Source organism: Paenibacillus sp. 4624 (assembly GCF_050435065.1).
GTDB lineage: Bacteria > Bacillota > Bacilli > Paenibacillales > Paenibacillaceae > Paenibacillus > Paenibacillus amylolyticus_D.
This window is the reverse complement of the sequence record NZ_JBNDJR010000002.1, coordinates 406,886-428,713: the sequence shown is the minus strand read 5'-3', so window position 1 is coordinate 428,713 and position 21,828 is coordinate 406,886. Positions and strand designations below refer to the sequence as shown.

19 protein-coding genes are annotated in these 21,828 nt (G+C 47.6%); 6 read left to right on the top strand and 13 right to left on the bottom strand.

Annotation, left to right across the window (positions count from 1 at the left end; translation table 11 throughout):
• Nucleotides 1–163: 163 nt before the first annotated feature.
• From ABIE27_RS06275 to ABIE27_RS06260, 4 genes are read right to left on the bottom strand one after another with little or no spacing between them, the layout of a single operon-like run.
• A complete protein-coding gene (locus tag ABIE27_RS06275; RefSeq protein ID WP_123064125.1) occupies nucleotides 164–1,237 on the bottom strand; it encodes an ABC transporter substrate-binding protein in 1,074 nt (357 codons plus the stop codon).
• On the bottom strand, nucleotides 1,234–2,043 hold the full coding sequence (locus tag ABIE27_RS06270; RefSeq protein ID WP_123064124.1) for an ABC transporter permease: 810 nt from the start codon (nucleotides 2,041–2,043) through the stop codon (nucleotides 1,234–1,236). Before ABIE27_RS06270 ends, ABIE27_RS06275 begins: the two co-directional genes overlap by 4 nt.
• Nucleotides 2,018–2,851: an ABC transporter permease gene (locus ABIE27_RS06265; RefSeq protein WP_090924110.1), complete on the bottom strand. Its 834-nt coding sequence runs from the start codon at nucleotides 2,849–2,851 to the stop codon at nucleotides 2,018–2,020. Before ABIE27_RS06265 ends, ABIE27_RS06270 begins: the two co-directional genes overlap by 26 nt.
• Entirely contained in the window at nucleotides 2,841–3,950 is a 1,110-nt protein-coding gene (locus tag ABIE27_RS06260) for an ABC transporter ATP-binding protein (RefSeq protein WP_123064123.1), read from the bottom strand. The genes ABIE27_RS06265 and ABIE27_RS06260 overlap by 11 nt, the downstream gene beginning before the upstream one ends.
• A 251-nt stretch (nucleotides 3,951–4,201) precedes the next feature.
• Between ABIE27_RS06260 and ABIE27_RS06255 the strand changes: the two genes are divergently transcribed.
• The 3 genes from ABIE27_RS06255 to ABIE27_RS06245 all read left to right on the top strand — a co-directional run bounded on the left by ABIE27_RS06255 (nucleotide 4,202) and on the right by ABIE27_RS06245 (nucleotide 6,185).
• Nucleotides 4,202–4,441, top strand: a complete 240-nt coding sequence (locus tag ABIE27_RS06255; protein ID WP_123064122.1) for a hypothetical protein — start codon at nucleotides 4,202–4,204, stop codon at nucleotides 4,439–4,441.
• Between the two features lie 94 nt (nucleotides 4,442–4,535).
• Nucleotides 4,536–4,730: a hypothetical protein gene (locus tag ABIE27_RS06250; protein ID WP_123064121.1), complete on the top strand. Its 195-nt coding sequence runs from the start codon at nucleotides 4,536–4,538 to the stop codon at nucleotides 4,728–4,730.
• Between the two features lie 207 nt (nucleotides 4,731–4,937).
• Nucleotides 4,938–6,185 carry an MFS transporter gene (locus ABIE27_RS06245; RefSeq protein ID WP_429350134.1) on the top strand — a complete coding sequence of 416 codons (1,248 nt, stop codon included), beginning with the start codon at nucleotides 4,938–4,940 and terminating at the stop codon, nucleotides 6,183–6,185.
• Nucleotides 6,186–6,245: 60 nt separating this feature from the next.
• Here ABIE27_RS06245 and ABIE27_RS06240 read toward each other — a convergent pair whose 3' ends face one another.
• From ABIE27_RS06240 to efeO, 8 genes are all read right to left on the bottom strand, one after another.
• On the bottom strand, nucleotides 6,246–6,704 hold the full coding sequence (locus ABIE27_RS06240; RefSeq protein WP_429350133.1) for an NUDIX hydrolase: 459 nt from the start codon (nucleotides 6,702–6,704) through the stop codon (nucleotides 6,246–6,248).
• A 129-nt stretch (nucleotides 6,705–6,833) separates the two neighbouring features.
• Nucleotides 6,834–8,087, bottom strand: a complete 1,254-nt coding sequence (locus tag ABIE27_RS06235; protein ID WP_123064118.1) for a nitric oxide synthase oxygenase — start codon at nucleotides 8,085–8,087, stop codon at nucleotides 6,834–6,836.
• A gap of 127 nt (nucleotides 8,088–8,214) precedes the next feature.
• Nucleotides 8,215–8,694: a Dps family protein gene (locus ABIE27_RS06230; protein ID WP_123064117.1), complete on the bottom strand. Its 480-nt coding sequence runs from the start codon at nucleotides 8,692–8,694 to the stop codon at nucleotides 8,215–8,217.
• A gap of 412 nt (nucleotides 8,695–9,106) precedes the next feature.
• Complete coding sequence (locus tag ABIE27_RS06225) at nucleotides 9,107–9,838, bottom strand: HAD family hydrolase (RefSeq protein ID WP_123064116.1); 732 nt, start codon at nucleotides 9,836–9,838, stop codon at nucleotides 9,107–9,109.
• 78 nt (nucleotides 9,839–9,916) lie between these two features.
• Nucleotides 9,917–11,512 carry a DUF2920 family protein gene (locus tag ABIE27_RS06220; protein WP_161556912.1) on the bottom strand — a complete coding sequence of 532 codons (1,596 nt, stop codon included), beginning with the start codon at nucleotides 11,510–11,512 and terminating at the stop codon, nucleotides 9,917–9,919.
• 284 nt (nucleotides 11,513–11,796) lie between these two features.
• Nucleotides 11,797–13,740: an FTR1 family iron permease gene (locus ABIE27_RS06215; RefSeq protein WP_240036780.1), complete on the bottom strand. Its 1,944-nt coding sequence runs from the start codon at nucleotides 13,738–13,740 to the stop codon at nucleotides 11,797–11,799.
• A gap of 213 nt (nucleotides 13,741–13,953) precedes the next feature.
• A complete protein-coding gene (efeB, locus tag ABIE27_RS06210) occupies nucleotides 13,954–15,234 on the bottom strand; it encodes an iron uptake transporter deferrochelatase/peroxidase subunit (RefSeq protein WP_123064114.1) in 1,281 nt (426 codons plus the stop codon).
• A gap of 4 nt (nucleotides 15,235–15,238) precedes the next feature.
• The gene (gene efeO / locus ABIE27_RS06205; RefSeq protein ID WP_123064113.1) at nucleotides 15,239–16,135 is read right to left on the bottom strand and encodes an iron uptake system protein EfeO; all 897 of its coding nucleotides are present in this window, start codon (nucleotides 16,133–16,135) and stop codon (nucleotides 15,239–15,241) included.
• 375 nt (nucleotides 16,136–16,510) lie between these two features.
• Between efeO and ABIE27_RS06200 the strand changes: the two genes are divergently transcribed.
• The 3 genes from ABIE27_RS06200 (at nucleotide 16,511) to ABIE27_RS06190 (ending at nucleotide 20,631) form a co-directional block, all read left to right on the top strand.
• Nucleotides 16,511–17,455: a zinc ribbon domain-containing protein gene (locus ABIE27_RS06200; protein ID WP_123064112.1), complete on the top strand. Its 945-nt coding sequence runs from the start codon at nucleotides 16,511–16,513 to the stop codon at nucleotides 17,453–17,455.
• Between the two features lie 282 nt (nucleotides 17,456–17,737).
• Nucleotides 17,738–18,469 carry a DUF3105 domain-containing protein gene (locus tag ABIE27_RS06195; RefSeq protein WP_429350132.1) on the top strand — a complete coding sequence of 244 codons (732 nt, stop codon included), beginning with the start codon at nucleotides 17,738–17,740 and terminating at the stop codon, nucleotides 18,467–18,469.
• Nucleotides 18,470–18,909: 440 nt separating this feature from the next.
• Nucleotides 18,910–20,631, top strand: coding sequence for a methyl-accepting chemotaxis protein (locus ABIE27_RS06190; RefSeq protein WP_123064110.1), 1,722 nt, complete (start codon nucleotides 18,910–18,912; stop codon nucleotides 20,629–20,631).
• A 190-nt stretch (nucleotides 20,632–20,821) separates the two neighbouring features.
• Here ABIE27_RS06190 and ABIE27_RS06185 read toward each other — a convergent pair whose 3' ends face one another.
• Nucleotides 20,822–21,775: a nucleoside hydrolase gene (locus tag ABIE27_RS06185; protein WP_123064109.1), complete on the bottom strand. Its 954-nt coding sequence runs from the start codon at nucleotides 21,773–21,775 to the stop codon at nucleotides 20,822–20,824.
• Nucleotides 21,776–21,828 lie beyond the last annotated feature (53 nt).

The following is a 21,828-nucleotide window of genomic DNA, read 5'->3' as shown; positions in this document are numbered from 1 at the left end:
CGGGCTTATGATCAAAGCTATGTTCGATACCCTATGCCAAGCTCTTCGTTTCGTTCCCTCAGAGCCTAGAATCCACTCAACGTCAAATATCCCCTGAAGCCACCAATAGGCTCAGGGGATATTTGAGTTGTATTCGTTGCAGTTTGCGTAGACTGGAGGACAATTATTTACTATGCATTTTAAACTCCAGAAACAGGTCGTTATAATGCGATAGCATTTTTTTGCCCAGATTGTTATAGACCTCCAGCTTGCTTGTCAGTGTCTCGTCCGGATAGAAGCGTTCATCCTGCGAGATATCTTCTGGCAACAGCTTAAGTGCCTCCGCATTCGGTGTAGAGTATCCCACGTACTCGGCATTGCGTGCAGCATGGTCCGGGTCCAGCATAAAGTTGATAAACTGGTGCGCGCCGTTCACATTTTTAGCTGTTTTCGGGATAACCATACTGTCGAACCAGAGATTTGAACCTTCCTCCGGTACCTTGTAATCCAGCTTGTCATTCTGATCCATAATCTCCGATGCATCCCCAGACCATACGAGTCCAACCGCGGCTTCTTCGTTCGCAAGCAGCATTTTGATCTCGTCCCCAACGATGGCTCTTACGTTAGGAGTCAGAGTAGAGAGTTTTTTGAGCGCAGCCTGGAGATGGTCTTCGTTCGTATCATTAAGTGAATACCCCAGACTATTCAGCCCCATACCGATGACTTCACGAGCACCATCGAGCAGCAGGATCTGATTTTTCAAACGCGGGTCCCACAGGTCATTCCAGCTGTCAAATGTCAGACCACCCACCAGCTCCGGATTATACACGATACCAACCGTTCCCCAGAAATAAGGGATGGAGAATTGGTTGTTTGGATCGTAGTTCAAGTTCAGGAACCGGGCATCGATGTTTTTCAGGTTGGGCAGCTTGTTGTGATCGATCGGAACGAGCAGATTTTCTTCTTTCATTTTGCTAATCGCATATTCGGAAGGAATCGCCACGTCGAACGTTGTGCCGCCCTGTTCAATCTTGGTCAGCATCGCCTCATTGGAATCAAACGTCTGATAGATGACCTTCATGCCGGACTCTTCTTCAAATTCCTTCAAAAGATCAGGGTCAATATAATCGCCCCAGTTGTAGATGGTCAGCGTGTTTCCGCCGGAATATCCCTGGCTTTTGTTCAGATACGAAGCCAGAATCATCAGGGCGAATGCGGCCACAAACACAAGCGCGAATGTTCGTACCAGCTGTTTCATGGACGCAGCCCCTTTCCTCCCGCTGGTATGCGTGCTGCACGGCGATTAAGGAAGTAATATCCAACCACCAGCAACACCGTAAGCAGGAACAGCAGGGTAGACAACGCATTAATCGACAGCGATACGCCCTGCCTTGCTCTGGAGTAAATCTCCACCGAAAGTGTAGAGTATCCGTTCCCTGTCACAAAGAAGGTTACGGCAAAGTCGTCGAGTGAGTACGTCAAAGCCATGAAAAATCCAGCGAAAATACCGGGTTTCACGTAAGGCAGCACAACGCGCGTTAGAATTTGCCATGATCCTGCCCCCAGATCGCGAGCCGCATCCATCAAGGTTGGGCTCATCTCCTGCAGCTTAGGGAGCACCATAATCACAACAATCGGCACACTGAATGCGATATGTGACAGCAATACCGAAGTGAAGCCCAGTTTGATGCCAATCATCGTAAACAGAATTAGGAAGGATGCACCAATAATGACATCCGGACTAACAATCAGCACGTTGTTTAGGGATAACAGTGTGTTTTTGGTTCGTTTGCGACGTACATGATAAATCGCCAGTGCACCTGCCACACCCAGAATGGTTGAAATCGCAGAGGACAACAGCGCAATAATAAACGTATTTAATACAATAATCAGCAGCCGAGTATCCGCAAAAACTTCCCTGTACCATTCCAGCGTGAAGCCTTCGAACCCACGCATATGGCCACCGCTATTGAATGAATAGAAGATCAAATAGGCAATCGGCGCGTACAAAATGGCGAACACAACCGCCAGATAGACGTTAGACAGCTTTCCGTTTCTTCCCATTTCGCACCTCCTTCTTGCCTGATCCGGTTAGAAACATAATGACCGCCATAGCGATAATCAAAAAGACGGCAATCGTCGAACCCATGCCCCAGTCCTGGGTAACGAGAAAATGTTGCTCAATCGCTGTACCCAGCGTAATAACACGGTTCCCCGCAATGAGGCGGGTAATCATAAACAGGGACAGCGCCGGGATAAATACGGCCTGACAGCCTGATTTCACCCCGCTGATCGTCAGCGGAAAGATCACGCGGCGGAACGTCAGCCAGGATGAAGCGCCCAGATCCCGTGCAGCATAGATCAGGGACGGATTCATCTCTTCCAGCGCGTTAAAGATTGGCAGAATCATAAACGGAATGAAGATGTACACCGAAACAAAGATAAAGCTGAAATCGGTGAACAAAATCTGCTGTGTGCCAATGCCCACCACTTCCAGCAGGGAGTTGGTCAGACCGTATGTGCCGAACAGGCCGATAAAGGCGTACGCTTTTAACAACAGATTGATCCAGCTCGGTAAAATGATCAGCAGTAACCACAGTTGCTTATGCTTCGTACGGGTCAGCATGTACGCCGTTGGATACGAGATAAGCAACGAGAACGCTGTAATCAGAAACGCGTACCAGAACGAACTGAGCGTCATCTGCATATACACCGGCGTAAAGAACCGTGCGTAGTTGCCCAGTGTGAAGTTACCCTCCACATCAAAGAACGAATAATAGATAACCAGCAGCACCGGCGCTACAACGAACAACACCATCCATAACACATATGGAATCAGATACGCATTGCGCGTGCTGGCTTTAGTCTGCATGAGCGGCCTCTTGATAAGCTTCGAGTCGTCTGTCGAACTCTTCCTCGGTTTCGTTGAAACGCATGACATGAATGGCTTCCGGATCAAAATAAAGCCCGATGCGCGATCCCACGACCGCTTTCTTCGTGGAATGAATCAGCCATTCGTTACCTGCGTCATCGTAGGTCGAGATTTCGTAATGCACGCCGCGGAACAGCTGCGAGTCCACCTTCACCTTGAGTTTGCCTTGCTCCTCGGTTGTGATCTCGAAATCCTCTGGGCGGATAACAATCTCAACAGGCTCATCCGGTTGCAACCCCTGGTCGACACATTCATACTGTGCACCTGCAAACTCAACGACAAAGTCCTGTTTCATCCTGCCTGCCACGATATTCGACTCTCCAATAAAGTCCGCGACAAAGCGGTTAATCGGCTCATCATAAATATCATTAGGCGTGCCGCTCTGCTGAATGACACCGCCGTTCAGGACAAAGATTTCATCAGACATGGCGAGTGCTTCTTCCTGGTCATGCGTGACAAAAATAAACGTGATGCCCAGCCGCTGCTGCAGCTCTCGCAGCTCGTACTGCATCTCCGTACGAAGTTTCAGGTCGAGCGCTGACAAAGGCTCGTCCAGCAGCAAAATTTCCGGCTCGTTCACAATCGCGCGGGCGATCGCCACACGCTGGCGCTGTCCGCCGGACATCTCGCCAATCTCCCGGTTCTCATAGCCGGACAAATTGACAAACTTGAGAGCTTCGAGCACTTTGCTGCGAATCTCGGATGTTTTCATTTTTTTAATCCGCAGGCCAAAGGCTACGTTCTCAAATACATTCAAATGTGGAAATAACGCATAATCCTGAAATACCGTATTCACCTGACGCTGATGCGCAGGCACCTTATTAATCAATGCCCCGTTAAAATAAATGCTGCCCTCCGTCGGCTCCGCAAAGCCGGCGATCAGCCGCAATATCGTTGTTTTACCGCAACCGGACGGACCGAGAAGCGTATAAAATTTCCCGCGTTCAATCTCAAAGCTGACAGCTTTCAATACAGCCTCATCCTGGTCGTATTGCTGTGTCACCCGCTCGAACCGAATGATCGGTTGTTGTTCTGACATGCTTCACGTCGCCCCCTTATCCTTGGGTTTATCCTAAGAAACCTTACCTATTATACACGACTTTAATTAAGTCATATCTCGAATATGAATAATTTACCCCATTTTCTTTTGTTTTGAAAGGTCACGCTCGTACGTTACAGATTTTAATATTATGGCAATAAATCTATTTTCTTAATAATTAGTCTTCTATACAAACGAATTAATAGATTCGGAATAGTATAACGTATATCCATTACAAGGAGGTATTCTTCATGGCTAACAACTTGTCCCCACTCTCTCCGAAGAGTAAAGCTGCAAACAAAAGCAAGCTGGTGTCCAAAAACCGCGCGAAAAACAAATCAAGAAACAATGCAGGCAACACAAGCAAGGCACAGCATATCCAAGAAACCGTCGTTAACGTCATTCTGCCAGAATCTAAAGAGAAAGATACACACCATCACCATCATCATCCACACTCTCATCATCACCATCACTGCAATCCTTACTGCTAATCTATCTATTTCAATATGTTGGCTCGCCCATACGAGTTGATAGATTCAAAAAATAGATGATGCAGATCATGCATTAATCAAGGAGGCATTCCTTATGACTAACTTCTTCTCTCCACTTTCTCCAAAAAGCAAAGCTGCGAACAAAAGCAAACTGGTTTCTAAAAACCGCGCGAAGAACAAGTCCAAAAATAACGCAGAAAACACGAACCACTCAACCCATATTCAAAAAACGGTTGTTAACGTTGTTGTACCTGACCATGAAAATAAACATCCTCACCATCATCACTGATTGCACATATGGCTATTGCTCCGCATTGATCTAAATTACGCAGTATAATTCTCACAAGAAAACGTAGCAGTGACATCTGCTACGTTCCTTTTTGAGTTACTTTGATTTTTCGAAGTGATTCAGTAAAGAATGAATAACGCCGGGACTCCATATCATGGAGTTGAGGTGAGGAAGACCATGGAGATGCGCCGTAATCTACCCCTTTTAATGAGTGTCTGTTTTCTTAGCCAGATGGGGGGATTTATGATTCTGCCCCTCTTTCCGATATATATCGACCAACTTGGCCGATCCGGCTGGGAGATGGGTTTAATTTTCGGAATGTTCTATTTAGGTAAAGTAGCCGGCGGGCTGCCTGCCTCTGCGCTCTATCGCCGGGCAGGGGTCAAAATGTCTCTGGTCCTTATGCTACTTATGCTTGCCACATGTACAGCTGGTTTTGCCATTGCCTCTACGCCCCTGTTCCTCGGTGTGTTGCGGTTATTGCAAGGAATGGCTTCAACCGGGCTGACCGTCATCGTGCGCTCCATCATCAGTGACGGGGGAAATATGGATAACCGGGGACTATACAACGGATATATCAGCAGTAGCGAGGGTGGGGGAATGATTCTGGGACCGGTCATCAGTGGCTGGCTTGCGCTCCACGTACCGCTGTCCGTTCCGTTCTGGCTGGTTGCATGCTGTTGTCTGATCGCTATGCTTGTTGTCATGGGGATGCAAAACAAAGCAACGCATGGATCATCCGGCTCCATACCCATTCTAAAGATGAAGGGTAGTGAATTTCTCTCTTGGGCTCCAGCAGATCAAACCTCCCGTCAGGAAGAAACTGCTCAGGAGTATGCCTCCAATAATACACAGTCTCGCCCAAGCCGTGGCACAGGTCCTATTCCTGTCCCGCTTACAGGATACATAACGGTGCATGTCCTGGAGATGAGTGCCTACGCTGTATTCCTGACGTATTTTGCACTTTATGCAATACAGATCATGCAATGGGATACCTTCTCTGCCAGTCTGGCCTTTACCGTAGCCGGAATCTCTACCCTTGCGGCTGCCCCTTTTGTCGGTTTTCTCTCCGACCGCTTGGGTGATCGGCTCCTGCTGTGCATGCTGGGCATGTTCCTGATCGGCGTTGAAGTCGTTGTTTTTCTAAGTACATCTGTCCACCTCTGGGTGTACATTGGCATGTTCATCGGTGGCATTGGCGGAGCTTGTTACATGGATTCCTTTTTTGCGCATGTCGGGGATCACACTCCTGAAGCGAATCGAAGCGGAGTCATTGGTAAAATTGTCTCGTCAGCCGAGATCGGCTCTATTGCATCTCCCCTACTCGCAGCACTTCTGATGGAGACCTTGTCTCTGTATGCTGTATTTGTCTTTAATCTTGTTCTGATCGCGGCAGCCATCGTCGTTCAAGCCATCATGCGGAAGCAGATATCGGATGAAAGAGAGATGACGTAGCAGTTCTTTTAATTGGGAAGAGCTGTTCCTCCTGATCCAGAGAAACAGCTTTTCAGATTTTTAGAGGAGCGAAATTAGATCATGTGCATTTTCCTCGATTTTGCGTTTTATGTAAGGGTCTGTACTTTCAGGCAGTTCTGTCGGGTGATAAAACCTCGCTTCAAGAACTTCAACCCCGTCCGGATTTAATTCTCCTTCATACTCTGTACAGATATATCCAATAACTACATTATAGTATTCATCTCCATTCCTTAATTTGGCATACAACTGATCTCCCGAGAACACACCGTATAGCTGCATTTTTTTTATTTCTATCCCGATCTCTTCTCTGACTTCTCTTCGTGCAGACTCTTCCACCGTCTCACCGAGTTCCATTATCCCGCCAGGCACTCCCCACGTGTTATCCATATGTCTGACTAACAAAATTTCACATTTATCGTTAACAATCATGACGCTTGGCCTTACCAGAATTAACGGAGCATTACCCACCTGACCCCGAAACGTTTCAATGTATCCCACGACATCGCCTCCTATCACGTATATGTTCAGTATAGAATCCCCTGGAGAATTCATATATAGAAAAAAATGTATCTTTTCTTTCTTATTTTCGTTTATAAACGTTAAAAAATAAAAACCCGATCACACAAATTAATGTGCAAACGGGCATTTCATTGGTGTATTCCCAGCCTGTGGCTGGGCGGCTTTATCGGACGGATGCTCTTGGTCGTTTGGATGATCCAGGTTCTCATGGTGCTTATGATATTGCTCACGGGTACCCTCGTCTGCGGCAACAGCCATCCCATTTTGAAACCTGTATGCGGGGTTCTGGTGAAAAAAGTTCGGCTTCACAATCTCATTCCGATAGGAACTGTGAAAAATATGAGTAGTGGCTGGGGACACTGGTGGAATCAGCCACACCCAGTCTCCAGTCAGCTCGCGTCCAGCCTTTTCTTCCCGCTGTTCAAACAGAGCAAACTGTGATGCAGCCGTATGGTGGTCCACGATACTCACGCCTGCCTTTTTGAATGAATGCAACACAGCAACATTAAGCTCCACCAGAGCTCGATCTCTCCACAGTGTCGTTTCACTCGACGTGTTTAACCCTAGTGCAGCAGCTACATCTGGCAACTTGTTATATCGGAATGTATCGGCAAAGTTTCGCGCACCAATCTCCGTTTCCATATACCACCCGTTAAATGGCGCAGCCGGGTAATTAATGCCCCCGATTTCGACCCGCATATCAGCGATCATTGGCACGCCGTACCAACGCATGCCGAGTTCAGCAATCTCCGCTCGCTCCGGGTGCTCAATCTGCACTTCGATGATCTCCTGCTCTGGTATTACATACCACTCTGGGGCCTGTCCTTGAGCTTGAATAATGATCGGCAACACATCATAATCGCCCCGAGCTCCCTGCCAGCCGAGCGAATTGGCCGCTTTGGTCAGTTCAACGGAAGCAGGATCACCCACAATGCCTTGCTCTGTCTCATACCCCGCATAACGGATCAACTGATGATTCCAGATACGGATGGGGGCTCCACCTGGGCCTTCTGGCGGCAAAATGGTAATCGTAGGGATGATCTTTCCGCCATTGGAAGCTGTATGGATATGATCCAACACAGCCTCCGCAGCCTCTCCTGAAGTTTCTGCATGGCGCGCGTCTACGATCCGCAGTTTATCCCAAAACAGCCTCCCGATACAGCGGTTGCTGTTCCTCCAGGCCATTTTGCAACCATGCTCCAATTCCTGGGCGGTATGGGTATAGGTTCCCGTCTTCTCAATCTCGTGCAAAATGGCAATAAGCCGGGCCTCTGCGTCTTCACGCGTATGGCCCAGCTCTTCGTAACTTGTATATATAAACCGTTCAGCTTCTTCCTGTAATCGATCCAGGTCTGTCCGCATTTCTCATTCCACCATTCTGTACATCTTGGATGCCATTATTATACGGGAAGCACACCGGATTTGTAAGCGAACGGGACGTTTGTTCACGGACTCTACATATCGTTGTCAGGAAACAGGTTCACTTCAATTATTTGCCCAAAAATGCGTTTAACATCCAGATCTCTTTATCCAGCGCTGCGGTAAATCCAATCAGCATATCTTCGCTTGCATTGTCTTCTGCTTCTCCAGCTTCATGAATGCCTTGGCGAATCACATTCAGCATTGCATTCAGATCGGCAACAACGTGTTCAACCATCTCTTCAGCAGACAATTGTCCTTGTACCTCTGTTATTGGGGATAGACGCAGTTGTTCTGTAATCGTTGCTACAGGACGACCACCAATGGTCAGAAGGCGCTCAGCAACCTCGTCCATATTCGCTGTAGCCAGGTTGTACAATTCTTCAAACTTGGCGTGAAGTGTGAAGAAGTTTGGTCCTTTGACATACCAATGGAAGTTATGCAACTTCGTGTAAAGAACAGACCATCCTGCGATCTGGCGGTTCAATACCTCTTGAAGTTTAGCTGTGTTTGTTACAGATGTGTTTGGGTTAGTTTGGATTGTGCTCATGGAATTTATCCCCTTTCGAATGTCTCACTTTAGTTTTGTTTATAATATGATTTGTTTGGAATCTCTTTGTTGTTCTTTTCTTCAATTTAGACTTAATCTAAATCTTGTTTTAATTATAACACTGACTATATACTTTGAAAAGAGCTTTGGCCTCTCTTCCAAATGAAGATTCCATGAAGCTGGGCTTCATGATGAACTTAAGGCTGCTTCCACTATGAACAAGGCTGCTCATGTAGTTATACCGCCAACCTTATCCACCTTCAGTGAACATTCTCACACACCCAAATGAGAATAAAAAAACAGCCCTTCATCTGCAACCACAGATGACAGGACTGAACGCCTTGTTACAACATGATCATAGTTCAATTCTTAGAAATGCTTCGATTCTCCGAGTTCCCGCCTATGAACAAACCTATTCAAACGTAAGAAATTGACTGATTTCCTCGTAGTTCCGTGCCGTAAAATGAGGTTGATGATCCGATTCAGGCGATGCCTCACGGTGATTAAACCAGATGATGTTCCAGCCTGCGTCTACCGCTCCGGCAACATCGTTGCGCCATGAATCTCCAACATAGTAGCTATTATCTGCTGTTGTTCCTGTCTGCTTGTTCACATGCTCAAACAGCCTGCCGTCCGGTTTCGCATAACCGACTTCGCCAGAAATAAACACCCGTTGCTCGTCCACCAGACCAAATACATCCAACGCTTCTAACTTACGCCGCTGATGCTGCCCTTCTCCATTTGTAACCAGCCCCACCGTATGTCCCTCCGCTAGAAGTCTGCGAATCAGATCATAGGCTCCTTGGAAGGGAGTAATCTCAAACTGTCTGCTCAAATACCTTCGTTGCAGTTCTTGCGCTTGCCCAGGCTGCAGTTCAATCCCAAAATCAGCCATCGTCAGCTCGAATCTACGGCATCTCATACGCTCCACCGCATCCTGTTTGGGAACCGCCGACAGGTCTTCCTGGGCAGACAGCCAGTCGCTGTAATACCGAAAACGATGATATGCCAGCGCATAATCAAACGCTTCCGGTAATTCCAACACCTCCTGCAATGCTCTTCGAAGCGGCTGCAAGTGATCATATAAGGTATCATCCACATCGAAAAATATGGCTTTGGCTGTATTATTTCCACGTAATATCACTTACTTGTCCTCCTTGAAGAAAGGTGATATACCGAACCAAACGGGGCAATTAAAGCCCCGATTTGTAAATGAAACATTTTAATGCGTTAGATACGGACTAAAAACAGTGTGCATCTCATTCTTCCACATCAAAAAAGAAGGTACAACTTGTTCCGTCAACTGACTATTGAACAAAGGCCAGTTTTCATTATTAAAATGTTCAATCACTTTAAGAAGGCCATTCTTTAACTTTTCACTGTTTGGAAACAGGTCGTTTTTGCTCAGAAATCCAGAAAATGCGTTGATTTGTAAATTTATCGCTGTAAATGCTTCAATTATATCCAACATAACACCAAATACATCTCTGTATTCATCGTTTGAGACTTTTACAACGACATAGTTCAATGCTTCGTCTATTGAGTCACAGATATCTAACAGCTGCGGCATCATCTCAAACGATCCAATCAGATTATAGTCTGTCTTGATGTTATCTGTGATCGTGACGTTCATTGTATAGTCGTCATTAAAATTGAACACATAATTCTTGTTACCACAATTGTATGAGTTCGTCTTATTCATGGTGAATTCATTGTGGATTGATTCTTTCACTAATCCATACTCCCCATCTTGTTCCGCCACATGGTCAAAGAGTTTTCTTAGTGAGGCATTCATGGCATGTGCATAAGTTTTAAATAAAACACCATCTATATCTTGTTTTCCAACTCTTTTGTAACTAATAGGATTAAACATATTTAATAGAGTAGCTACTTTATCTTTGTCTGCTACCGAGGCGATTTGATCTTCCTCACAATGAAAAATATAATATCTCGTGTTGGATTTAACTCTGTGCTCCCTAAGTAATAAGTTACGAATCTGCTTATGTGAGTCTCCAAAATAATGAGGTGATGTTTCATCCATAATCGTCCATGGATTGTTATAAGCTAATGGTAGAGTAAAACTTTTATTTTTAACATTCACAGTGACAGCAAAGTCACTTTCTAATAACTCTCTACCTGCAATATATTTCATCTCGGAGCGTGAAAAGCCTGAGTTGTCTATAATGACCGAAAATGTGTCCGGGGCAAACTTACCGCAAAGCATAGCTATATATCCACCATATGAAGAACCATAGGCAATTATCTTTTTCTTATTGGCTAATGGATATTTTCTGAGAACCTCACCCAGTACAGTTAGGCAATCTAGAGCAGGTAAGAATCCAAATGACTGATACTCTTCTCGTGCTGTGATCATAAGAGCCTGACATCGGTGATCCAAGGCGGTGATCCCTTTTCTCTCAAGCAACTCACCTACCTTCATATAGAAGTCACTATCTAATGAGATATCATCCCAGTAGGTTGCTGGAACACCGTAGATTCTCTCCATATTTCCAATGAATTGATTATCCAATCTGGTTTCCATGCTTCGGTATATACCAAAGTAATTCATGGAGACAACGATGCATTTATACTTTTCTGCCAGATAGGGATTTAATTTTTCAGATTGATAAACAGAATCCGCAAGTCCACCAAATCCGGGAATGGTTAGTATCACTCCAGTTTCTTCAGTTACACCTGCACTTGGCAACGTAACATAATAGTCCAGCTCTTCTCTAGCAAAACCTAATTCAATATCTGCATGCGGCCTTACCCTATACTCTACAGTTCCCAATTTTTCTCCTCCAAAGTATGTTTTCATAATAATTAAAAGGCATTTTGTTATCCTCATTATCGGAAAAGCAACCTGCTTTGATTAATTTGATCTGTCCTCTGAAGCAACGGGACAGACCTGTACTACATCTGTAAATCTTACTTTTTATTTGACATCCGCTCCTCATACTCGTCATATGATTAGGTGTTGTTTAAAATAGAAATAAGACATACGTCGTGTGAACTCTTCAAGGTTCTGACGTATGTCCTGCTTCTCCTATTTAATTCAAACTTCGCAACTTAGTGAGTTCAACTGCTTGATTCAGACAGATGTCAGATAGATGTACTGGACATGTCTCTCGCTGAGCGTTTCTCGGTGCAAACCAGACTAAAGACCAGATAGAGTAATACCACCATTTGCGGCACAAAGGTCTCCCATGTGGGATACATGCCAAGCCAGCTTAGGGCAGGCAACTCATGTGCCACATGTGCAGGAAGCGTGGCCGACACCTGCAGGGCGTGAATACTCTCGCCCAGAAAACGAAAGACCAGATAATAGATCAGCAGCGTAGCCGTGAGGAAAAACCAGCGCACCGGCAGACGCACACTGAACTGAATAATCGCTATGGCCAAAATAACCAGCATCACCAAGGCTATACCCACCCCGATGAACAACTGGGACAGCTGAATGGAAGGAGCCATGCCGATGTAAAAAATAGTGGTTTCCGCACCTTCTCTTAATATGGCAAGCCCAGCGACAGCAAACAAAGACCATAGACTTCCGCGTGCAAGCGCTCCTCCTACCTGGCGTTCTACATAACTGTTCCATGAGCGGGCGTTTGATTTGTTATGCATCCATTGTCCGACCGTTAACATCAGAACAACTGCCGCAAGTCCGGTATATCCTTCAATCATCTCGCGTGTACTGCCTGAAGATGCCGCAGCCAGCACCAGTGTTAGCACTACAGCCATCGCTACACTCAAGAGCAAGCCGCTGCCCGCCCCAGCCCAAATCCATCGCCGCGCAACAGCTTGTCCGCTCTTCTTGGCGTAGGCCAGCAAAGCAGCCAGTACCAGAATAGCCTCCAGTCCTTCACGAAGAAGAATTAAGGCCGCATCCCATGCAGTATAAGACGTTGTTTCCGTTAAAGGTTCCAACCGCTCTATCATTTGGGATACCACCACTGTTGCTTTCGATGTATTCGGCGGACTGGAGACCAGGTAGCCAGATGCTTCCGTCATCTCATTCTCGATTGCGGTATACGATGCAGGCGAAGAGATCTGCACCTGTCCTTCGACGGAAGGCCAAGCAACGATAAACTGTTCCATGCCTGCAGCCGCTCCGGAGCTATCCCCCGCCTGAATCTGCTGCTGCACCTGTTCCAACAATTGCAGCAGATCAGCTAGCGATGCAGAACCAGCATTGACTTCTTCTTTATCCAGTTCTCCATCCTTGAGTGTACCCACACTGTAATCCGTCAGCAACGTCACCATTTCGTTCATTTGCTGGATGGCCTGTGATTCCTTGCGCGGTTCAGCTTGCATTGCAATCCGAATCAGGCTCATCTTTTTCTCAAGCTGGCTGTATACCCCAAAATGATCCTTGCGAATCGGTGCTTCCGTGCCTTTCCAGGCAGTAACGATTCGTTTATACGTACGCTCTGCCAGAAGCCAGTCTCCTTTTTGCATTGCGACAAGACTGCTGCGGGAATCTGGAAGTAAATGTGCTGCCGCCTTCCGGCCTGCGTCACTACTGCCTTCCGCACTTTGGAACGCTTCTACGTATGCATTGACTGCCCTTGCAAGGTCTGCTAGCGCACTCTTGGCAGCATCGGCATCGCTGCCCTTCAACACATCTTGAACCTTGGTGAGTGCATCGTTAACGGTAGCTGCCAAACCGGCGACCTGCTCTGCATTTTGCTCCGGTTCCAGCTGTCCGGCCTGTTGCCATAACGCCTGAAAATCGGATATATCCCGAACGGCATCATCCAGCTTGCCCTGGCCTGCCTCTACCAGCGCACTTCCTACCGAAGGAAGCAGAGCATGCAATTGATCCGTTTTCGCACTTTCCTTTGGTACAGCGGACGCAGTTGCACCTGACGCATAAGAAGCATCTCCAGAAGCGTAAGCAATACCCTCAAAGGCATCGACGCGTTCACCAAAAACATAATCAACGTATTTGAACTGTCCCTCTCCCATCCATGAAAAAGAATAGATGAGGCCTACGAGTATAGATAATGTAATTCGTAAAGGTAATGTGATGCGTAGCAAGATCATATCGTTTTGCCCCTTAATCCGTGACCATTTGGATGTGGACTTCGATGTAACATAGATACAGGTATGGAGGTAATCGTTGTGGATCTAGTAGATGTGACGTTCGTTTTCATCGGTGTTTTGTTCCTCCTCTGCTCGTTGCCAGAATGCTTCATGATGTTACGAATGCTCCTTTTAAACAACGTTTATGTCCAATTCACCGCAACTCAATCAGCATTAGAACAATGTCTCCCCGATATATCCACCCTGTTTGCATCCGGGGAAACAGGCAAAGACGGCACTACCCACATGCACCGTATATTCATTTAGCTTGTCACTCTTCGCCAGCCGTGTCTGGATCGGGATAAATTGCTTGTCCATATCCCGTTGGTAGCTAATAAACAGCAAGCCTGCGTCAAGCTGGCCTGTTTTGGGATCGAGGCCGCTCGAATACGAGTACGAGCGGCGCAAGATCTGTTGACTCCCGTCTCCCTTGGCGAGCCGCAGATGCGATGTTGCCGGGATTAAAGGTTGTCCATCGGTGGATTTGGCCTGCAGATCCACCGGGTCGAATTCTCCACGGCTGCCGATCGGCGCGCCGCTGTCACGGTGGCGACCAAATGTCGCCTCCTGATCCTTCAGGGTGGAGCGGTCCCAGACCTCCACACGCATGCGCACCCGGCGGACGGCCATGTAGCTGCCGCCGGCCATCCACCCTGGACCGTCACTCGGCTGCGCCCAGACGGTCCGGTCCATGAGCACGGCATCCGTAGTATCCGGATTGCCGGTGCCGTCTTTGAAGCCGAGCAGATTGCGCGGTGTTCCACCCGCGGGGTCGGCTCGGCCTGTGCGCTGGAAGCCCTCCTGGGTCCAGCGCAGCACCGCATGCCCTCGCGCAATACGCGCGAGGTTGCGGATCGCATGGAAGGCGACCTGCATATCGTCTGCGCAGACTTGCACGCACAGGTCGCCACCACACCATTGCGGGTCCAGCGCATCCCCGGCAAATGCCGGCAGGTCGCGCAGTCCCCGCGGCTTCGGGCCCTTCAAGCCGAAGCGCCCGTCAAACAAAGACGGCCCCACACCAAACGTCAACGTGGTACGTGACGGTGTCAGGCCTGCCGCCTCCCCCGTATCGGTGGGCGGCGTATTCAGCGTGGTGTTATGCTCGCCAATCATCTGTCCGGAAGCCATGGCAGCCGAGGCTGCCGTCCAGTCCCGGAACAGACGGCGAAGCTCTTCCACGCTGCCTGCGGTAACGTCAAACGCCGCAAAGCAGATAAAATCCTGCGCGGGCGTAATAATGCCAGCCTGATGCTTGCCATAGAAAGGCAAACCCTGTTTATCAGCCGCCGCAGGTTCTACGGCGGCGACAGAAGAGCCTTTGCGGCCGAGCGCCATCAGTCCGCCTGCGCCGCCCCCGCCAATAAGCAGACCAAGCCCAGCTACGCCGGTCAGCTTCAGCATCTCACGCCGTGACAACGGCTTTTTCAGCGAATCCTGCTTGTTCTCCGTCATCGTTCTACACTCCCAGCACTTGTCCCATATTGGACAGCGGCTCCGCGAGCGCATCGAGATTCTGGCTTAGCTTGCGCACATCCTCATCCTTCAATTTCTCATAAGAAACGTACCCGTCACCATCCTTGAACGGAGCCAGCTCTTTCTCCAGCGCCTCAAATCGATCCGCAATCTGCTGGTTTAGCTGTTTGTCCTTGGCTGCCAGATCATCCTTCAGCAAGTTGTAAATCTCGCGTGCTCCTTCCACATTCGCCGCAAAATCATACAGATCTGTATGCGAATACCGCTCCTCTTCCCCCGTCACTTTGCTGGAAGATACCTCGTTCAGCAGTTCGACCGCACCTGTGACCATTAGACTCGCATCGATATCCATCGTTTCCACTTTAGCCCGCAGCAGCTTCGCATCACTGAGCAGTGTGTCAGCATATTCGCTCATGCCGTCGGTTGTTTTGTCTGCCCACAATGCTTTCTCAATCCGGTGAAAACCACGCCAGTCTGCAGCTTCAACGTCTCCATCGCGTGCATCAATGTTAGGGTCCAGATCACCTAGCGCCTCTGCTACCGGTTCAATCCGTTCATAATACATACGCGCCGGAGCATAGAGCAACTTGGCCTTCTCCAAATCACCCGCCTTCACCGCCTCTGTAAACTTCTCGGTCTCCTTCACAAACGCATCAATCTGCTCTACGGCAAACGTACGATACCCCTCAACCGCAACAGAGTAATCTGCAGCAGTTGCTTCTTGGCCTGCCTTGCTTGTATCCTGAGACGCTGTCTGGGCTTCACTCGTTACAGCTGTCTTCTCAGATACCTTGTTCACAGCCGCCCCATCATTGCCACAAGCTGCAAGCAAAACCGAAGTCACCATCACGACAGCTGGCAAAGTCACACTTTTTCTCATACTCAACACGAACACTCCCTATGGACGCAGTAATTAGGCAACAATTCCCGAAAACATGGAACGAATTCTTCAATTCAAACGGGAACAAATCTTTAAAACAATCCTTTACCGATACAGGAACGTCGAGCAGACATAAACATATCGCTCTTGACTCCCAGCTTTTAATTGATAATGATTATCAATTTCGATAATGACATCATAATTCCGTCCTATCTTTATGTCAATATGAAAATAAGACAGGTCAATTCCCGTGTTTCATAAGGTTTATTTTGGGTATTTAATTCTGCGATACATAGACAAAGTTCGTCATAGAACGTTAAAATGAGACACAATGTTAACTTGTTCCATAATTTAAGAAATTGGAGGCTTATGAACATGAAATGCCAAGTATGTAATCACGAAAATGGAGATGCCCAGTTTTGCGAGAAGTGCGGCTCTAATTTGACTGGAACCCATGCTTCTTCTGATCCTGTGGATTCCGTAACACGAACAAATTCAGCTTCTGCTGACTCGGAATACACGCATTGGTCCAGCAACAAGGAATCTGCTTCTCATCAACCAGAACCTACACGCTCTTCTTCCGTTTCGCCTGTACCATCGCTCGTGAAAGAAACAGCAACAGTAAATTCCAGTAACAATGATGCTCCTGATCAAGATCATTCCCAAAACAACAATGGAAATCAGTGGAACAATTTCGTGCAAAATGAGAAGGTACAGCAAGCCAAAGAAGTAAGCAAACAATACTTGTCCTATTTCCTCAGCGTACTGGCTCGTCCGTATCAATCGATGAAAACCGTTGGTGAACAGCATACCCTGCATGGGTGGTTAACGATGGCACTGTTTGCTGTTTTGACCTCTACATATGTTCTGATCACATTTGGCCGCCTCGGTGCGGAAGGCATATTTATTAGCGGATTTTTGCGCCCGCTCCTGTTTTCGGCTATTATTCTGGTTGCTGCTGTTGCACTCATCTATGGTGTACTTAAGCTGGAACGAATTACTTTCCGTCCCAAAATTCTGGTTGCCCAGTTCGGAACCCTACTGGTTCCTGCAATCGCTACGCTTCTGCTCGCTAACTTGATGATTGTGATCTCCTACTCATTCGCGATCTCCCTACTGGTGCTGTCGTATATTATGGTGTTTGTTGCTATGAATACCGTGCTGTTCCAGCATCCGCTAAATCGGACCAAAGCTGCCATTGACAGCACGTACAGCGTGCTGATTGTGAATGCTGTATTGTTTTACTTAATGTATCGTTTGTTATTTTCGACTATAGCTGGCTTATTTAGCCCGTTATTCTCGCCGTTTGGACGCTTGTAAATTCGTTTCTTCTACTTAAGATTGCTGAAATGGAGACTTCCCCCGATTGTGGGGGGAGTCTTTTTCATTTGCGAAAGGCAACATTGCACGGATCATATTCCATACACTATAATGTGTAGTGTAAGATATATGTTTTTATTTACTTATATGAGTGAGTGAGCATCTAGATGGAGCAACTTTGCTCTTTTCTTTATTTTGATCCATCCTTAACACTACATCACGTAGTGTAACTGATTCATTATTTTACGAAAAAGCGGAGGAATTCGAATGGACATGACCCACATGGATCATATGCAAATGGAACACCAAACAGGCACCTCATATCTGGGGTTGATCATTGGAGCTGCTATGCTGCTACTTTCGATCGCCACCTATATCTGGGCATCACGTACACGCGGCAAAATTGTTAGTCATATGAAAAAGAACGAGCGAGCAACCATCCAGAAGAAAAGCCGCTCTCTTCGGCTTACGGCCCATGCTCTGATCGCTGTATCGATCGTAGCATTCGGAGTTTTTTTCCTGCAAGGTGCCGGAAAGACCTACGATGTAGCCGACCTCCCGAACAATGCAGCAATCGATGTGACGGATGACAAATACTATGGAGCCACCCACACCGAGGAACCGATCCAGTATGAAATGAAAATACCGACCTCAGGTCCACATAATCCACATGATATCAAATTTGGCTTTTACACCGACTTCCCGGGGTATCCTTATCTGGTTCACAACATGGAGCATGGAGACATCATCATCTATTATCGTGAAAATGCCAGTGATGAGCTGAAGGAACATCTCCAATATCTCGCAAAATTTCGCCAAGCAGGCTCAGGCATTCTCGCCGTACCCAACAAAGATATTCCTGAAGGCAGCGAGGTCGTTGTGACCGCCTGGACCAAAACGATGAAGCTGGACAAGTTCGATGATGCCAAGGTAGGTACGTTTATCCATCGTTACATCAATCAGGGGCCTGAGAAGATTCCGCCATCCATTCGCCAAGGCGGCGGAACAATGTAGAGGGGTTAATCAATCCACTGAAAAGAGACATAGCCCCATTGAAGCAACATAAGCATTATAGGCAATTTTAAATGTAACGATCTCCAGAAACCTTATCTCCTGAAAAAGGAGTGCTTAAGCTCAAAAACAATCCTTTTGCGCAAAATAAGGTCTTTCAGGAATCGTTACATTTTTAACTGTCCAAAAAGGAGCACGCAGTATTTCCCAGGATTGATATTCTCCTAACAACAGAACCACGTAGAACACCACAGCATAAATGCTGGCTTTAAACTCTCCCAACTTCTAATCCTTTTCCAATCTTATGCCGATAAACTGAAGTAGAAATGTGTAACGAACATATACCTTTATTTATAGGCCTACATTCCTGACCTACTTTACCTTACATATTACATATCACTTACTATTACAGTTTTACATATCAAGGGGGAGCAATCGGAACGATGAATAGTTTGTTTATGCGAATTTTTTTGTTTTTTTCCTGTCTGATGCTGGCTGCAGGGGCCATTTTAGGCATAACGATGTACCAGGCATCTGCTCAATTGGTTGAACAATCGATGGGGATGCAGGCACAGGCTGTAGCTGAACGTGCAGCCGCTTTAATTGATACGACACTGTATGCTCCACTCAGCACGGGGCAGGACAAAACGGCGTATTACGATACGCTGCGTGCACAACTTAGCCAGTTACGTGAAGCCAACGGACTCAAATATTTGTATACATTAGGCACACGCGAGGAAAATGGAAAGGCTGCGTATTATTACGTGGTAGACGGGGCCGCACCGGATGTAGCCGAGGATGATTTTTCCCCATACGGTACAACGGAGGAAACACTGTACGATGGCATGCTTCAAGCCTTTGCACAAGACATAGCGGTTCGCGGAGAGCTTACGCGGGATGAAGATTACGGGGCTACGATTACCGCTTATGTACCGATTCATGGATCGGATGGCAAGATGTTAGGTGTTGTAGGCGCAGATCTGGACTCTACCGCGGTCTATGAACTCATGGCAAGCAACCGAATTACGATGGTTTGGACAGCGCTGGCGATTGTATTACTTAGTGTATTGCTGGTGTATATTTTCGCACGTTATCTGACAAGGCCACTGGTGAAGCTGAAACAGCTCATTGCTGAGGTTGGAAAAGGAGACCTCACCGTCAACGTGGAGCTTGGACGCAAAGACGAAATTGGGCAGCTCGCTTCCGAGTTCAAACACCTGGTCACGGATACCCGGCAAGTCATGACGGGCATTCGCCAAAGCTCGGATTCCCTGCTTCACGCCGCAGCAGGTGTATCCCGGCATTCCCAGGCAACGGCCGAGGCCAGTCAGCGGATTGCAGAGCACACGAATCATACTGCACAGGGGGCTTCCGAACAGGTGGTACGGGCTGGAGAAGTCACTGTAGCCATGGAAGAAATCACACGTAGCATGCAGCATATTGCTCATTCTTCTTCCAGAGTTGCCGATGTGTCACAGCAGACAACGAACGATGCCATTCAAGGACAGGCGAAGCTGGATACAGCCATCCGCAGCATGGACGAGATTCATCAGGCCAATGTGCAGATGGCCACATCGACGACACAGCTTACGGATTACTCCAGCCAGATTGAATCCGTTGCCCACCTGATGAAAAATATTGCTTCACAGACGAACCTGCTTGCACTCAATGCCAGTATTGAAGCAGCCCGTGCAGGTGAACACGGTAACGGTTTCGCTGTAGTCGCTTCCGAGGTACGCAAGCTTGCAGGAGAATCCGAGCAATCTTCACAACATGTAGCCGAGTTGATTGCCGAGATGACACGTCAGACCTCTTTGCTTGCAGAACATATGTCGGCAAGCACTACAGCGGTGCAATCCGGTCTGACTGTCGTGCAAGAGGCAGGTCAATCGTTCTCTTCCATTCATGGCGGCATTGAAACGATCAACGAGCGCCTGCATGAAGTGTCCGCAGCTTCTGAACAACTGTCAGCAAGCTCAGAGGAAGTGTCGGCATCCATTGAAAACATGGAACATATCTCACGAGAATCTTCATCCAGCATTCAGAAAGTATCCCATGCTGCCGAAACGCAGCTGCAATCCATGGACGAGATCAGTGCCTCCGCCGAGTCGCTACGTGTTTTATCCAGTGAGCTGAATAGCCTGATCAGCCGCTTTAAGATCTAGTTCGTTGCCCGCTTGCTCGACACCAAAAAGCCGCATGGCAGTGATCCACATCATCGGGGTTCTTCCCGATCATCGGAACACAGCCTGCGGCTTGCTGTAGCTCTTACCTTTATACGATGCGTGTCGTTTATACGTATCGTATAAAGGTCTTTTTATCTTAGATGAAGGTCAGCCCTGCGGCTGCCTATCATTAGTAACGCTGCGGAGCAGCTTTTTTACCCAAATCAATCATGTATGTGAAAAATGCTTCCGGATCTGTATCATATACCAGTTGTACCGGACGTCCGTCCGCTTGCTCCACCGTGCGGCCTTGGCTCGGGCCATCTGGAATGACGATGCAGTTCACGGTTTTTTTCTTCACGATGTCCTCGCGGCCTACGGAAGCCGTAGTCAACACATCCCATAGATAATAGGTGGAGTTGGTCTCACTGTACACCAGTGGCGGACAACCTGCATAACAGTTCCCCAGGAAATCCACGCCTTCGAAGCGGCGTTCTGCTGCCCAGCGGTTACGAACTGCGGGTGTAAGAGGTACTTTATTCGTGCTTTCGAGTGCAACCAGATCAATCTGGATACCGCTCTGCCATACGCGATAAGCCGCTTCCGGGTCCCAGAATACGTTCCATTCCGCAGTACCGTCATGCTCCGGCTCTTCTACGTTTCCGCGTTCGAATGTACCGCCCATCCATACCAGCTTGTCAATTTTCTCTTCGATGTCTGGTGCTTCGTCCAACGCACGCGCGAGGTCCGTCAGCGGGCCAGTGAACAACAGCAATGTTTTGCCTTCGGTATTGCGTACTTTCTCAATCAGATGCTGATGCGCAGGAATAGCCGAGAGCGGCGCTTCCATTTTACCGGATTCATTCAGAACAGGCAGTGCATCTACATAGAACGAGTGCAGTCTCCATGCTGCTGGAAACGGGTTTTTGCCTCTGGAATTAGATTTGGCTACTTCAATAGAATACGTCCCAAAACGATCGATAATTTTACGGCTCGCATCGGTTGCTGGCTCCAAATATCCGTCTGCCGGAATAACCGATACACCGGTTACGTTTACATTGTCCATTTGCAGAAGCATAAACAGCGATACGAGATCATCCACGCCGCCGTCATGATTGAAATACACATTCATTTTGTTCGTCATGCTTGCTTTCATCCTTCCTCTGGTTACCCCATTGATGTGAACTTGTCCGTCTG